16 protein-coding genes and 1 pseudogene are annotated in these 14204 nt (G+C 68.6%); 7 read left to right on the top strand and 10 right to left on the bottom strand.

The features are described from left to right. Positions 1-29: 29 nt before the first annotated feature. From AB0D12_RS08725 to AB0D12_RS08745, 5 genes and pseudogenes are all read right to left on the bottom strand, one after another. Positions 30-329, bottom strand: coding sequence for an RNase A-like domain-containing protein (locus AB0D12_RS08725; RefSeq protein ID WP_362678390.1), 300 nt, complete (start codon positions 327-329; stop codon positions 30-32). Positions 330-366: 37 nt separating this feature from the next. Continuing rightward, positions 367-1011: a hypothetical protein gene (locus tag AB0D12_RS08730; RefSeq protein ID WP_362678843.1), complete on the bottom strand. Its 645-nt coding sequence runs from the start codon at positions 1009-1011 to the stop codon at positions 367-369. Between the two features lie 91 nt (positions 1012-1102). After that, a pseudogene (locus AB0D12_RS08735) lies at positions 1103-1621 on the bottom strand (RNase A-like domain-containing protein); the annotation flags it as partial. Positions 1622-1673: 52 nt separating this feature from the next. Then, a complete protein-coding gene (locus AB0D12_RS08740; protein WP_362678392.1) occupies positions 1674-2063 on the bottom strand; it encodes a WXG100 family type VII secretion target in 390 nt (129 codons plus the stop codon). Positions 2064-2164: 101 nt separating this feature from the next. Next, on the bottom strand, positions 2165-3343 hold the full coding sequence (locus tag AB0D12_RS08745; protein ID WP_362678394.1) for a methyltransferase domain-containing protein: 1179 nt from the start codon (positions 3341-3343) through the stop codon (positions 2165-2167). A 110-nt stretch (positions 3344-3453) separates the two neighbouring features. Between AB0D12_RS08745 and AB0D12_RS08750 the strand changes: the two genes are divergently transcribed. The 4 genes from AB0D12_RS08750 (at position 3454) to groL (ending at position 7373) form a co-directional block, all read left to right on the top strand. Beyond that, positions 3454-4380: a polysaccharide deacetylase family protein gene (locus AB0D12_RS08750; RefSeq protein ID WP_362678396.1), complete on the top strand. Its 927-nt coding sequence runs from the start codon at positions 3454-3456 to the stop codon at positions 4378-4380. Next, positions 4377-5015: a polysaccharide deacetylase family protein gene (locus AB0D12_RS08755; protein ID WP_362678398.1), complete on the top strand. Its 639-nt coding sequence runs from the start codon at positions 4377-4379 to the stop codon at positions 5013-5015. The genes AB0D12_RS08750 and AB0D12_RS08755 overlap by 4 nt, the downstream gene beginning before the upstream one ends. 330 nt (positions 5016-5345) lie before the next feature. Next, positions 5346-5654, top strand: a complete 309-nt coding sequence (groES, locus tag AB0D12_RS08760; RefSeq protein WP_003948573.1) for a co-chaperone GroES — start codon at positions 5346-5348, stop codon at positions 5652-5654. Between the two features lie 96 nt (positions 5655-5750). Continuing rightward, the gene (groL, locus tag AB0D12_RS08765) at positions 5751-7373 is read left to right on the top strand and encodes a chaperonin GroEL (RefSeq protein ID WP_362678400.1); all 1623 of its coding nucleotides are present in this window, start codon (positions 5751-5753) and stop codon (positions 7371-7373) included. Between the two features lie 103 nt (positions 7374-7476). On the opposite strand, the gene AB0D12_RS08770 is transcribed toward groL, so the two are convergent. The 4 genes from AB0D12_RS08770 to AB0D12_RS08785 all read right to left on the bottom strand — a co-directional run bounded on the left by AB0D12_RS08770 (position 7477) and on the right by AB0D12_RS08785 (position 10891). Further along, positions 7477-8172: an ester cyclase gene (locus AB0D12_RS08770; RefSeq protein ID WP_362678401.1), complete on the bottom strand. Its 696-nt coding sequence runs from the start codon at positions 8170-8172 to the stop codon at positions 7477-7479. 61 nt (positions 8173-8233) lie between these two features. Beyond that, positions 8234-9220, bottom strand: coding sequence for a hydroxyacid dehydrogenase (locus AB0D12_RS08775; protein WP_362678803.1), 987 nt, complete (start codon positions 9218-9220; stop codon positions 8234-8236). Positions 9221-9354: 134 nt separating this feature from the next. After that, positions 9355-10128 carry an SDR family oxidoreductase gene (locus tag AB0D12_RS08780; protein WP_362678402.1) on the bottom strand — a complete coding sequence of 258 codons (774 nt, stop codon included), beginning with the start codon at positions 10126-10128 and terminating at the stop codon, positions 9355-9357. Positions 10129-10222: 94 nt separating this feature from the next. Further along, complete coding sequence (locus tag AB0D12_RS08785; RefSeq protein WP_362678403.1) at positions 10223-10891, bottom strand: MOSC domain-containing protein; 669 nt, start codon at positions 10889-10891, stop codon at positions 10223-10225. A gap of 79 nt (positions 10892-10970) precedes the next feature. On the opposite strand from AB0D12_RS08785, the gene AB0D12_RS08790 reads away from it, so the two are divergent. Then, positions 10971-11867 (top strand): LysR family transcriptional regulator, encoded by an 897-nt coding sequence (locus AB0D12_RS08790; protein WP_362678405.1) that lies wholly within the window; start codon positions 10971-10973, stop codon positions 11865-11867. A gap of 63 nt (positions 11868-11930) precedes the next feature. Here AB0D12_RS08790 and AB0D12_RS08795 read toward each other — a convergent pair whose 3' ends face one another. After that, positions 11931-12254 carry a WhiB family transcriptional regulator gene (locus AB0D12_RS08795; protein WP_327325527.1) on the bottom strand — a complete coding sequence of 108 codons (324 nt, stop codon included), beginning with the start codon at positions 12252-12254 and terminating at the stop codon, positions 11931-11933. A 430-nt stretch (positions 12255-12684) separates the two neighbouring features. On the opposite strand from AB0D12_RS08795, the gene AB0D12_RS08800 reads away from it, so the two are divergent. After that, positions 12685-13296, top strand: coding sequence for a response regulator transcription factor (locus AB0D12_RS08800; protein WP_003948568.1), 612 nt, complete (start codon positions 12685-12687; stop codon positions 13294-13296). A 254-nt stretch (positions 13297-13550) separates the two neighbouring features. Further along, positions 13551-14126 carry a sigma-70 family RNA polymerase sigma factor gene (locus AB0D12_RS08805; protein ID WP_326652003.1) on the top strand — a complete coding sequence of 192 codons (576 nt, stop codon included), beginning with the start codon at positions 13551-13553 and terminating at the stop codon, positions 14124-14126. The last annotated feature ends 78 nt before the right edge of the window (positions 14127-14204 follow it).

The raw sequence follows: 14204 nt of genomic DNA on the forward strand, positions 1-14204 counted from the left end.
TTCGAGCGGTTTCAGGGACACGGATGCCTCTAGAGGTAGATCGGGAACGTGGCGTGCACGGCGAAGCCGTGCGGGCTCGCAGAGTCGCGCTTGAGGATCACTCGTGCGGCACGCACGTCGATGGCGTCGCGTCCGGCGAGCATCATCGACTGCAGCAGGACGCGCCCGGCCGGCTCGGACCGGGACGGCCAGGCGGCCTCGATGGTCAGGCGCTGCCGGGTCGACTGGGCGAGCCAGCGGTGGATGACTTGCTCATTGCGGGTCACCACCTGCTGAGCGCACCACTGGGAGGTCTCCCGGTCGGGGTAGGAGGAGCTGCGGGTTCGCATGGTCAACTGCCTATCGAGAGGGACGATGCGTCAATCGTCAGTGCGGCTGGGCCATATGCGCCGCAGCCAGCCGGATGATGTCGTCCAGGACTGGACGAGAGACCCAGGAGATCTCGCCGCGCACCGCGTGGGTGAGTTCTTCGTCGCTCGGGAAGAGCATCAGGAGTTCTTGAACTTCTGCTGCCAGCAAGGGGATTACGTCGAGGCAGTGGGAGGGGTGTTCGCTCTCCACGCCCGCAGTGATCGCCTCTTCGTCGGTCGTATGCTCTCCGGGTGCGATCCAACTCAGTCCAAAGTCAATGGTCCTGGGAAACCTGACCCGAATTTCCAGGGACCCCAGCGGGAGTTCGCGGACCGACGGGACGGCCTGCCGGTCGAAAGGCCGGATAAGCTCGGCCAGCATGCGCAGATACTCAGGGCCTGCCATCTCTCCAGCGGCTCGGTGCAGCTTCTGACCGAAACGCTCCGGGATTGTCCCCGGGGCGGCGGTGCTCACCTTTTCAGCAGTGAGCTCAAGCAGCGCAGCCACCGCGTTGAGCGGCATGACCCAGTCGGCCTGGGCGGAGTTCCGTACCGTACGGCAGAACCGTACGAGGTCGTCCTCCTGCGCAGACCCGCCCATGAAATCGAGAAGCCGCAGAATGGGGCCATCTTCGAAGAGATCGCCGAAATCGAATGCCATTCCGTGTCCTTACTGGGGAGGCGCCTGGTCGGTCGGCATGGATGTCAGCACGACGTACGGGGGATGCCCGCCCGGCACCCGGCTTCAAGGTCACGATGACATTGTAGGCATCGTGTGCCGACGAGTCGCCGCGGTCCCAGGTGCGACCCGTCGGGTCGTTGAAGGTGAGTCCGACGTTTCGCTTGGAGGACTCCCCGGGGTTGCCGTTGAGCCAATTCTGGATCCTGCGCTCATTGTCCGGGTCGTCCATAACAGCCTGGGTCAGTTTCTGCGCGGACTCGAGGTCGTCGAAGGAGGATGCCGCCTTCGGCCGAATGTCGCCATTCCTGATCATTTGCTGGTCGCGCAGTCGCTGTTCGAGCTGCTCGTCCGTCTTCCCGACGTGCTTGTCGATGACGTGACTGTTGCCTATGCCCTCTTGATTGGCCAGGTCGACGGGGTACTTGTGGTTGCTCTCGTCATCGCCGGGCACGGTGTAGAGCTGGCTCTTCTTGAAATCGTTCAGGGCACGGGCCCCGAACGCCTCGGCCCGCACGGACTCGGCCCGGAAAGTGGGCGCGCTAAGGAATGCCTCGTCCAGTGCGGGCAGCAACTTGTTGAGCTCGGGCACCTGCCGCTGGACCCGGTTGTTGTACGCCTCGACCGCAGCGTTCAGTGCCTAGTCAGATGTCGAGAATGCTGCTGCGCGGCGCGGACGGTGCGGTGCCTTCGGAAAGATCGCGCGCCTCGCGCTCCACGTCCACCTGGCTCTGGGCCCTGCGCATCCGCCGGAGGTTTTCCAGCTCCTGCTGGCTGAAGCCGTCCCGGCCCGCCCCCATCGCCTCTTCGAGGACGACGAGGATCTCCCGGATCCGTACGGCGTCCTCCGCCGCGCCCCTGTGCAGGGCGCGATACCCCTTGGCCGCTTCGCCCTTCCAGCCCGCCGCGATACGGTCGACGATCGCGTCCATCCGGCGCACCTGGCTGTCCAGGTGGCGCTGCATATCGTCGAGATCCCCGGCGAGCCGGGTCAGGTCGTCGTCCGATACGTGGAGATCGGCGTGATCCACCATGCTTCCCCCTTGGTTCCCCCTGCGTGGCGCCCAACCCGAAACCCTAACAACTCGGGCTGACAGCACAGAGGTTGTATATTCCGGGGCGCCTGTGACCTGAATTACACGGGCCGCCCGATCAGCATCGTCGGCGCCCCCGCCACTCTCGTCAGAAACACCGTCGCCGCGTTCGGCCCCTTGGGCTTCACCTTGCGGCGCAGTTCCTCCGGCTCGATCGCCGAGCCGCGCTTCTTCACCGTCAGATTGCCGACTTCGCGTTCCCGCAGCAGCGCCTTCAACTTCTTCAGGCCGAAGGGGAGTTCATCGGTGATCTCGTAGGCGGTGGCGTACGGGGTCGGCCGCAGCTCGTCCGCCGTGATGTACGCGATCGTCTCGTCGATCAGCCCGCCGTCCAGCTCCTCCGCGACCTCGGCGACCAGATGCGCGCGGATCACCGCGCCGTCGGGCTCGTACAGGAAGCGGCCCACCTTGCGGACCTCGGGGTCCGGCAGCCCGCGGCCGGTCAGCGAGCGCGGGCCCGGCAGCAGCGTCGCACCGACCGTGCCCGGACGGGTGCCGAACCAGAGCACCGCCTCCTTCACATCGCCGCCGTCCGAGATCCACTCCGCCTCGGCGTCGTCCGGGACCGCCTCGTGCGGGATGCCGGGTGCGATCTTGAGGGCAGCGTGCGGGCGGGTGCGGGCCGCGCCGATCGCCCAGGAGAGGGGCGGGGAGTACGCCTCCGGGTCGAAGATCCTGCCCCGGCCGCCCCGCCGGGCCGGGTCCACGAACACCGCGTCGTACCCACCCGTGTCGATCTCCGTGACGTCCGCGCACCGGACCTCGATCAGCTCGGCCAGGCCCAGCGCCTCCGCGTTCGCACGCGCGACCTCTGCCGTCAGCGGGTCGCGGTCCACCGCCAGGACCGAGATGCCGGCCCGGGCCAGCGCGATCGCGTCGCCGCCGATCCCGCTGCACAGGTCCGCCACGCTCCGTACGCCCAGCGCCGCGAAGCGCCCGGCCCGGTACGTCGCGACCGAGGAGCGGGTCGCCTGCTCGACGCCGTTCGGGGTGAAGAACATCCGCTGTGCGTCCGCCGCGCCGAACTTGGCCACCGCCCGCTGTCGCAGTCGCGCCTGTGTGAGCGCCGCCGTGACCAGCCCGACCGGGTGCTCGCGGCGCAGCCGGGACGCGACCGCCAGTTCCTGGGCCGGGTCGTAGTCCCGCAGTGCGGCGAGCAGTGCCTGGCCCTCGTCGGTCAGCAGGGTCGAGAAGGGAACGAGATCGGTCACCCGGCCCATTGTGGGCCAGGTGGGGGATGGTGCGCCCGCGGTGGGCGGTGTCGGCCCCGTGCCGGGGCTGCGCACTGACAGGATGCGGCGCCATGCACCCAGTACGACAAAAAGGAAAAATGACAGCCAATCGGGGCCATGCGGTCCTGGCTGTGCTCCTGGTCGCCGCCCTCGGCTCCGCCTGTGCGGCCGAGTCCTCGGGTGGTTCGCGCGGTTCCGGCGGCCCCGGTGCCGCCGGCGGCGTCAAAGCCGCCCCCGGCGGGCAGGCGAAGCCGCGGTCCGGCCCGGCCGGCGCGCTCACCGCCTACGTGGAGAAGGTGAAGCGCGCCCAGGCCGCCCGCGCCGTCGCAGCCAAGAAGTGGGGCCTGGAGAAGCCCCCGCTCGCCGCGCCCCAGCCGCCCGCCGTCAAGCCGGAGATCACCACCCGTGAGGGCTTCGAGGTCGAGGACGGCGAGTCCCTGCCGCCCGTCTTCACCACCGTGCCCGTCAAGGACAAGGTCGTCTTTCTGACGATCGACGACGGCTGGGAGAAGGACCCCGCCCTGCTGCGGATGATGTCCGAGCTCAAGATCCCGTACAGCGCCTTCCTCAGCGACTACTTGATCAGCAACAACTACGACTACTTCAAGGAGATGCGGGACCGCGGGGTCTCGCTGTACAACCACACCCTCAACCACCTCTATCTGCCCGGCCTTTCGTACGCCGAGCAGGAGCGGGAGATCTGCAACCAGCAGACCAAGCTCGAGGAGCGGTACGGGAAGCGGCCCTCGCTCTTCCGTCCGCCGTACGGCAACTACAACCGGGACACGCTGCGCGTGGCCAAATCGTGCGGCATCAAGGCCGTGCCGCTGTGGGCCGCCGAGGCGTTTCCGGACCACATGGAGTGGCGCGAGTGGGACCAGGATCTGCACCCCGGCGACATCATCCTGACGCACTTCCGCGGCCCCGAGGAGTGGAAGGCCACCATGCCCGACCTGATCCGGCGGGTCATGAGGACGATTACCGACAAGGGCTACGCCGTGGCGAAGCTGGAGGACTACGTATGAGACGCGCGCACCGGCTGCTGGCCGGAGTGCTGGCGGCCGGTGCGCTTCTCGCCTCGGGGTGTGCGCAGTCGGTGGACCCGATCGAGCGCCTCGGGCGCAAGGCCGCGCAGCGGGTCTCCCCGGGCGCGGGCGTACCGGGCTCCGCGCACAAGCGGTGGGGGCTGGCCGCGCCGCTCGCGGCCGCGCCGAAGCCGCCCGCGCGCAGGCCCAAGGTGCCGTACGTGGTGAACCGGGTGCCGACCCGCGAGAAGGTCGTCTTCCTCACCTTCGACGACGGCGTGGAGCGCGACCGGGAGTTCCTGCGGATGGTCGGCGATCTGAAGCTGCCGATCAGTACGTTCCGCACGGGCGGCAGGACCGATCTGCGCACGCTCTCGTACGAGGACCAGCACGACGAGATCTGCCGCCGGCGGGAACGGCTGCTCCGTCCACCACGCGGCGCGTACAACGCCGACACACTGCGGGCGGCGGCCGACTGCGGGGTCCGTGCGGTGGTGCTGGGACGGGCGTATGCGGAGGGTGAACGGCTGCGGCCCGGTGACATCGTGCTCGCGCACACGAGGACGACGGGGCGGATGCTGCGCCGTATCCAGGCGCAGGGGTACGCGGTGGCGCGTCTGGAGGACTACGTCTGAGGGGCAGGCCGGCCGTATTGCTGGTGCCGTATTGCTGCCGTGCCGTGATTGCTGTCGTGCCGGGCGGAATTGCTGCTGTACCGCGCGGAACCCGGGGCGCCCGCGCCGCGTTCTCCGTATCGGACCGACCGTGACACCCCGACGCCACACCGGCGGATTGGCACTCCGCTTGACCGAGTGCTAATCGCAGTCATAGTCTCAGGTCTGGCACTCCCCACTGGAGAGTGCCAACACAGCGACGGGCAGGTCCGGCACCCGCGACGACGGATCCACCTGGTCGCCACCTCAGACAGTTAACCCCGTGAGATCTCCGAAGGGGGAGGTCGGATCGTGACGACCGCCAGCTCCAAGGTTGCCATCAAGCCGCTCGAGGACCGCATTGTGGTCCAGCCGCTCGACGCCGAGCAGACCACGGCCTCTGGCCTGGTCATCCCGGACACCGCGAAGGAGAAGCCCCAGGAGGGCGTCGTCCTCGCTGTGGGCCCGGGCCGTTTCGAGAACGGCGAGCGGCTTCCGCTCGACGTCAAGACCGGCGACGTCGTGCTGTACAGCAAGTACGGCGGCACCGAGGTGAAGTACAACGGCGAGGAGTACCTCGTCCTCTCGGCTCGCGACGTGCTCGCGATCATCGAGAAGTAATTCACCCGAAGTTTTATATCTGCGCCCCTGGCCCCCGCGACATATGTAGCCGGGTGCCCAGGGGCGCAGTTCGTTCGAGAGGACAGAGAAGCTCCCATGGCGAAGATCCTGAAGTTCGACGAGGACGCCCGTCGCGCCCTCGAGCGCGGCGTCAACAAGCTTGCCGACACGGTGAAGGTGACGATCGGCCCCCGCGGCCGCAATGTCGTCATCGACAAGAAGTTCGGCGCCCCGACCATCACCAACGACGGTGTCACCATCGCCCGTGAGGTCGAGGTCGAGGACCCGTACGAGAACCTCGGCGCCCAGCTGGTGAAGGAGGTGGCGACCAAGACCAACGACATCGCGGGTGACGGCACCACCACCGCCACCGTGCTGGCCCAGGCGCTGGTCCGCGAGGGCCTGCGCAACGTCGCCGCGGGCGCTTCCCCGGCCGCCCTGAAGAAGGGCATCGACGCCGCGGTCAAGGCCGTGTCCGAGGAACTCCTCGCGACCGCCCGCCCGATCGAGGACAAGGCCGACATCGCCGCCGTGGCCGCGCTCTCCGCGCAGGACCAGCAGGTCGGCGAGCTCATCGCCGAGGCGATGGACAAGGTCGGCAAGGACGGTGTCATCACCGTCGAGGAGTCCAACACCTTCGGCCTGGAGCTCGACTTCACCGAGGGCATGGCCTTCGACAAGGGCTACCTGTCGCCGTACATGGTGACCGACCAGGAGCGTATGGAGGCCGTCCTCGACGACCCGTACATCCTGATCCACCAGGGCAAGATCTCCTCGATCCAGGACCTGCTGCCCCTGCTCGAGAAGGTCATCCAGGCGGGTAGCTCCAAGCCGCTGCTGATCATCGCCGAGGACGTCGAGGGCGAGGCCCTCTCCACCCTCGTCGTGAACAAGATCCGCGGCACCTTCAACGCGGTGGCCGTCAAGGCCCCCGGCTTCGGCGACCGACGCAAGGCGATGCTCGGCGACATGGCCGCCCTCACCGGTGCCACCGTCATCGCCGAGGAGGTCGGCCTCAAGCTCGACCAGGCCGGTCTGGACGTGCTGGGCACCGCCCGACGCGTGACCGTGAGCAAGGACGACACCACCGTCGTCGACGGTGGCGGCAAGCACGAGGACGTCGTCGGCCGCATCAACCAGATCAAGGCCGAGATCGAGTCCACGGACTCCGACTGGGACCGCGAGAAGCTCCAGGAGCGCCTCGCGAAGCTGGCCGGCGGCGTGTGCGTGATCAAGGTCGGCGCCGCCACCGAGGTGGAGCTGAAGGAGAAGAAGCACCGTCTGGAGGACGCCATCTCCGCGACCCGCGCCGCGGTCGAGGAGGGCATCGTCTCCGGTGGTGGCTCCGCGCTCGTCCACGCCGTGAAGGTGCTCGAGGGCAACCTCGGCAAGGAGGGCGACGAGGCCACCGGTGTCGCCGTCGTCCGTCGCGCCGCCGTCGAGCCGCTGCGCTGGATCGCCGAGAACGCCGGTCTCGAGGGCTACGTCATCACCGCCAAGGTCGCCGAGCTCGAGGCCGGCCAGGGCTTCAACGCCGCGACCGGCGAGTACGGCGACCTGGTGAAGGCCGGCGTCATCGACCCGGTCAAGGTCACGCGCTCCGCGCTGGAGAACGCCGCGTCCATCGCCTCCCTGCTGCTCACGACCGAGACCCTGGTCGTCGAGAAGCCGGCGGAGGAGGAGGCCGAGGCGGGCCACGGTCACGGCCACAGCCACTGACGCCGTACGACACATGTGAAGGCCCCCGTTCCCGCCGCTCGGCGGTAGGAACGGGGGCCTTCGGCGTCCGGCCGGGTGTGCCGGGGCCCCAGCGACGCCGCTGCTAGCCCAGCGCGCCGAGCTGCCGCATCAGGCGCATGACGTCGTAGTGCCACCAGCCTTCCTGGACCTTCCCGTCCTGGAAGCGGAAGATCGTGGTGCCGGTCATGGTGCACTGTTTGCCGGTGGGGGCGATGCCCAGGAAGTCGCCCTTGTGTGTGCCGGTCCAGGTCCACAGCGTCACGACGTCGTCGCCCTCGGTCACTTGCCTGTCCAGGTTGAAGGTGAAGTCGAACGCGTCGCGCCAACCGGTGACATCGCTGCGCATGTTCTCCAACCCGGTGGCGGTGTCCTCTGCCCTGATGATGTCGTGGTCCCGGTAGTCGGCCGCGAACAGCTCGTCGATGGCGTCGAGGTTGCCTCCGACGGCGATCTCGTGGAAGAAGCGGCGGGCGGCTGCCGCGTTCAGCTGTTCGTCGCGGACCACATCGAGGTCGGTGAACGACGGCATCCCGTCGCAGAGCGCCACCATCTCCTGGAAGATCCGGTCGGTCTCGGGTAGATGGGAGTTCTTCATCGCCTCTTCGTACGAGGGGAATTCGACGATCTCGACGTAGTGGGAGTCGTCGGAGCGGTCCTTGCCGGTGAGGGTGTGGGTGGCGGTCCGCTTGCCCTTGGTCTGATCGACCCACTTGTCCATGAGCTGGTTCATGGTGTCGAACTGCTCGGTCTTGTAGTCGACTATCTGTACGAATTTCATGGCGCCTCCCGTAAATGGGTGGGATGCGTCCAGTTTAGTGAGAATTGCGCCCAATGATGAGCTAAGCGGAATGTTTAAGTGCCCCGGGACGGACCGGGTCCGCGAAGGGCAGCCCGGCCGCGAACCGCTCCACCTCGTCCAGCGCCCGGTCGGCCATCCGGTGCAGCTCGCGGCCGAGCGAGCCCGCTATGTGCGGAGTGAGCAGGACGTTCGGCAGGTCGTACAAGGGCGAGTCGGCGGACGGGACTTCAGGGTCCGTCACATCCAGTACGGCATCGAGGCGTCCGGGGACGAGCTCGGCGAGCAGGGCCTCCTGGTCGACCAGCGAACCGCGCGCGGTGTTGACCAGCGTCGCGCCGTCGGGCATCAGTGCCAGCTGCCGGGCGCCGATCATATGGCGGGTGGCCGGGATCTGCGGGGCATGGACCGTGACGACGTCGCTGCCTGCGCAGAGCACGTCCAGCGGCACGGTCTCGACGCCGAGCCGGTCGGCCTCGGCCGACCCGACGTACGGGTCGTACAGCAGAACCCGCAGGTCGAACGGGCGCAGCAGCTCGATCACCCGGCGGCCGATCCGGGACGCGCCGACGATCCCGACCGTACGGCCGTAGTTGCCCGCGCCGTCGAGTTCCAGGCGCCAGTCGTGGTGGGTGCGCAGCGCGCGGTAGCGGTGCCGGGTGTGCAGAACGCGCTTGTTGGCGAAGAGGATCGCGGCGAGCGTGTACTCGGCGACGGGCAGGGCGTTGGCTGCGGCCACCGAGGTCACCGCGATGCCGCGCTCCCAGCAGGCCTCGGTGATGTGGTTCTTGACGGAGCCGGCGGCGTGGACGACTGCGCGCAGCCGCGGGGCCGCCGCGAGGACCTCGGCGGTGAGCGGGGTCGTGCCCCAGCACGTCAGCAGTACTTCGGCCGTGGCGAGCGCGTCCGCGACGGGTGGCGAAGGGGCGGTCAGATCGTGGGCGACCAGGTGCGGATCGGTACGGGCGAGGGCGGTGAGACGGTCGCGGTGGCGGTCGTCGAGCAGGCGCTCGGCGATGCCGGGGCCCATGGCGAGCAGGAGGGACGGTCGGCCGCCGAAGTCTTCTGCGGTGCTCTCGCCGTGGTTCTCGCCGTGGTGCTCTCCGCCGTTCCCGCCGGGGCGACTGTCGGGAGACCGCCGTCCGGACGGTTTCCGCGACACGCTCACTGCGGACCGTACTTCCGGCCTGTCCTGGATGTGATCCCGCCGAGCAGCCCGCGCGGCGCCAGCTTCACCGCACCCATCAGCGCCTTGTAGCGCGGGTCGGGGATCGAGAGCGACTTCCCGCGAGCCAGGTCCGCCAGCGCTGTGGAGACCAGCTTGTCCGCGTCCAGCCACATCCACCCAGGGATGTTGTCCGTCCCCATCCCGGCCCGTTCGTGGAACTCCGTCCGTACGAATCCGGGGCACAGGGCCATCAGCCGTACGCCCGACCCCGCCAGATCCCGCGCGGCACCCTGCGTGAACTGCACGACCCACGCCTTCGAAGCGCCGTACGTCCCGCGCGGCACGAACGCGGCCACCGACGCCACATTCACCACCCCACCCCGCCCGCGCTCCCGCATCGACTCCGCCGCCGCCGCCGTCAGCCGCAGCACCGCCTCGCAGTGCACCTTCAGCATCGTCAGTTCGTCGGCCATGGACACCTCGAGGAAGCGTCCCTTGTTGCCGAACCCCGCATTGTTGACCAGCAGGTCCACCGGGTTCTTCCGGTCGGCGAGCCGCTTCTCGACCGCGCCGATCCCGGCGTCCTGCGACAGATCGGCGGTCAGCACCTCCGCCTCGATGCCGTGCCGGTCATGCAACTCGGTGGCCTGCTCGTGCAGTCGCTTGGTGTCGCGGGCCACCAGCACCAGGTTGTGTCCCTCGGCCGCGAGCCGCCGCGCGAACGCGGCGCCGATACCCGCGGTCGCTCCCGTAATCAGTGCAGTCGTCATAGGCGGCACGTTAGTGCCCTGTGTGGGAGTGCGCTGTACGCCCCTTGCCCGCCCGAATTCCCTTGCCTTCCCGAAGGCCTTGTCCGAGGTTTCCCTACCTGCCCTGCTTGGCGACGTACTCGCGGGCGTCCTTCAGCAGCTCGGGGTGGAGCGCCTCGCCGGCCGCGAGCAGACGAGGCAGCAGCTCACGCTCCGTGGTGTCGGCCCGGAACGAGAGCTCGACCGTCACCTCGTGATCCGGCCGGTGCACGATCTCGATCGCGTCGCCCGCGCGGATCTCGCCGGGTTCGACGACCCGCAGATACGCGCCGGGCGCGCCGTGCCGCGTGAAGCGCTTGACCCAGCCCTTCTCACCCAGCCAGCTCGCGAACGTACGACATGGAATGCGGCCGCTGGTCACCTCCAGCACCAGCCCGTCGCCTATCCGCCAGCGCTCGCCGATCTTCGCCCCGCTCACATCGAGCCCGCTCGTCGTGAGGTTCTCCCCGAAGGAGCCGTTGGCCAGCGGCCGCCCCAACTCCCGCTCCCAGAAGTCCAGATCCTTGCGCGCGAAGGCGTACACGGCCTGGTGGGTCCCGCCGTGGTGCCGCAGATCGCAGACCGTGTCCCCGACGACCCCGCTGGCCCCTTGCCCTTTGGGGCCCGGCTCCATCACCCGTACGGCCCCATCGGCCGGCCGCTTGTCGATGCCGGTCGTGCCGCCCGCGCCGTCGGTGTAGTCGACGGCCTTCGGCCGTCCCACGTTCACGGTCAGAACCTTCATGGACGCCACGCTACCCCCCGCTCTCAAACGAACCATCCAATTATTGTTCTTCCCTCCAAGGGCCCCTTATATTCGAAGAGTGATCGAAGCCCGTCATCTCCGTGTCCTGCGTGCCGTTGCCGCCACCGGCTCGTTCTCGGCGGCCGCGCGCACGCTGGGCTGCACACAGCCCGCCGTCAGCCAGCAGATGAAGGCGCTCGAGACGTCGGCCGGTACCCCGCTGCTGATTCGTACAGGCCGCGCAATGCGCCTGACCCAGGCGGGTGAGGCGCTCGTGCGGCACGCCTCGGGCATCCTGGCCGGGCTCACCGCCGCCGAGGAGGAAATCGCCGCCATCGCCGGTCTGCGGGCCGGCCGGGTCCGGCTGGTCTCGTTCCCCAGCGGCAGCTCGACCCTCGTACCGACCGCGCTCGCCGCTCTGCGCGCGGCCCACCCGGGCACCCGGGTCTCTCTCGTCGAGGCCGAGCCGCCGCGCTCGGTGGAGATGCTGCGGGAGGGTGACTGCGATGTGGCGCTCGCCTTCCGTTACGGCGCGACAGACACGGAGTGGGACGACCTGATCGTCCGCCCGCTGCTCACCGACCGCCTTGTGGGCCTCGTTCCCGAAGGGCACCGGCTCGCCGAATCGGAATCCGTCACCATCGGCGATCTGGCCGGTGAGCCCTGGATCGCGGGCTGCCCGCGCTGCCGCCGCCAGCTCGTCGAGGTCTGCGAGGAGGCGGGCTTCACCCCTCGTATCGACTTCGCCACCGACGACTACCCGGCGGTGATCGGCCTGGTCGCCGCGGGTCTGGGGGTGGCGGTGCTGCCCGAGCTGGCCATGGAGTCGGTTCGGCCCAAGGCCGCGCGCACCGTGACCGTGGAGCCGGCGGTCCAGCGCGAGATCGTGGCGCTCACGCTCCCGGACCTGGCGCAGGTCCCGGCGGTCGCCGCCACTCTCGACCAGCTGACTCTGGCGGCGCCACGACGGCCCTGAGCGCCCCTCGCCAGGGCAGAGTCGCTGCAGGAACGTTTCTTCGGATCTTCCGTACCGCGGGGGTCAGCCCCGCGGTACGCCTCCCACGCTGTTCGCCGGGATCAGTCGATGCCGCGCACGCCCCATCAGCTCCTCGCGCTCGTCCTCGGTCAGTCCGCCCCACACGCCGTACGGCTCCCGCACCGCCAGTGCGTGTGCCGCGCACTCCGCGCGGACCGGGCACCTCATGCAGACCTCTTTTGCCGAGTTCTCGCGCGCACTTCGTGCAGCGCCACGCTCACCCTCGGGGTGGAAGAAGAGAGAGCTGTCCACCCCGCGGCAGGCTGCGAGGAGCTGCCAGTCCCACAGATCGGCGTTGGGTCCGGGAAGGCGGGAGAAATCTGCCATAGCGCTTGTCCCCTTGAAACCGTGCTGAGTGGATACAGGACAGGTCGGATCAGACGCGATACGAGTCGGATCCGGCACTCGTACCGTGACCACGACCGTACATCTACGGTGTTAGTAGATGTAAATATGACTCATTGCGAATCTAGCCACAGACACCAGGAAAAGGGAAGAAAAGCCGCTAAATGGGGCATAGCTGACTGATGAAGGACGCATGACCTGCGGTGCTCTCCTCTGCGCACGACCCCTCACGTAGAGTGCTGAAGGCGGCTGTCCGACCCGTAACTCTTTCGAGTGACCGTCGTTGAGAGTGCGGAGGCGGTTGAAACAACAAGCGCTCGGGCACATGTCCGAGAGCGTTCAACCGCACAGGTGACGAAACGTACTCAGCCTGGAGGCTCAAGGTGACGCGCATCAGCTGCGGAGGGCGGCCATGACATCCGTCCTCGTCTGCGACGACTCCCCGCTTGCCCGAGAGGCGCTCCGCCGCGCGGTTGCGACCGTGCCCGGCGTCGAGCGCGTGACGACCGCGGCCAACGGCGAGGAAGTCCTCCGCCGCTGGGGCGCCGACCGCTCGGACCTGATTCTGATGGACGTACGCATGCCCGGACTGGGCGGCGTCGAGACGGTCCGCCGGTTGCTCTCCGCCGATCCCGGCGCCCGGATCATCATGCTGACCGTCGCCGAGGACCTGGACGGCGTCGCGCTCGCGGTCGCCGCCGGTGCTCGCGGCTATCTGCACAAGGACGCCTCGCGCGCCGAGTTGCGGGCGACGGTCACCCAGGCGCTCGCCGATCCGACCTGGCGGCTGGCACCGCGCCGGCTGCGTTCGGCGGAAATGGGCGCGGCGCCGACGCTCACCGCGCGTGAGATCCAGGTGCTCGAAGGAATGAGTCACGGCCGGTCGAACGCCGAGATCGGCCGCGAGCTCTTCCTCTCCGAGGACACGGTGAAAACGCACGCCAGGCGGCTTTTCAAGAAGCTGGGCGCTTCGGACCGGGCGCACGCCGTCGCGCTCGGATTCCGCTGGGGCCTGGTCCGCTAGGTAATCGCGAGTGGTTACCACGGCGGTACGACGGATCCCGCCCGCCACTCGGCGGGCGGGGCGGCGGACAGCCGTGGGCATCCGTTTCCCGCGCGATGCCGCATGCTTGAGATGTGGAGTTCCTCGGGGACAAGTCGGTCGAGCGGGAGGGGAGGGCGCAGGAGATGAGTTCCGGCGCACCTGCTCATAACGCTTCGGTGCACAACATTGGACGCAGTGCCACGGATTCTCAGCCGCCAAGGCACCATGGACCGATGCGCGACGACGAGACCACGGTGATCGGTGCACTCGTTCACCGTGCCGTCGATGGCGACGAGCAGGCTACGCACGACCTCCTCGCGCATGTCCATCCGCTCGCGCTGCGCTTCTGCCGTGCCCGGCTCAGCCGGCTGCCGGGCGACGCGCGTCACTTCGTGGAGGACCTTGCGCAGGAGGTCTGTGTCGCGGTGCTGATGGCGCTGCCGCGGTACAAGGACACCGGAAGGCCCTTCGAGGCTTTCGTCTTCGCCATCGCATCCCACAAGGTCGCCGATCTGCAGCGGGCGGCCATGCGGCATCCGGGATCCACGGCCGTGCCGTCCAACGAGATGCCGGAGCGTCCTGACGATTCGCTCGGTCCCGAGGAGCGCGCGCTGCTCAGTGACGATGCCGAGTGGGCCAAGAGGCTGCTCGCCAATCTGCCGGAGAACCAGCGGGAGCTGCTGGTGCTGCGGGTCGCCGTGGGACTGACCGCCGAGGAGACCGGGCAGATGCTGGGAATGTCACCCGGCGCAGTGCGTGTCGCCCAGCACCGGGCGCTCAGTCGGCTGCGCGCCCTGGCCGAGCAGTAGCCCGCGGGCCGAACCGAACGGTTGGCCGAGCACTGAACCGAGCAGCGCGTCTCGTACGTATGAATGTACAAAGCTGCT

This window comes from Streptomyces sp. NPDC048479 (assembly GCF_040651435.1).
GTDB lineage: Bacteria > Actinomycetota > Actinomycetes > Streptomycetales > Streptomycetaceae > Streptomyces.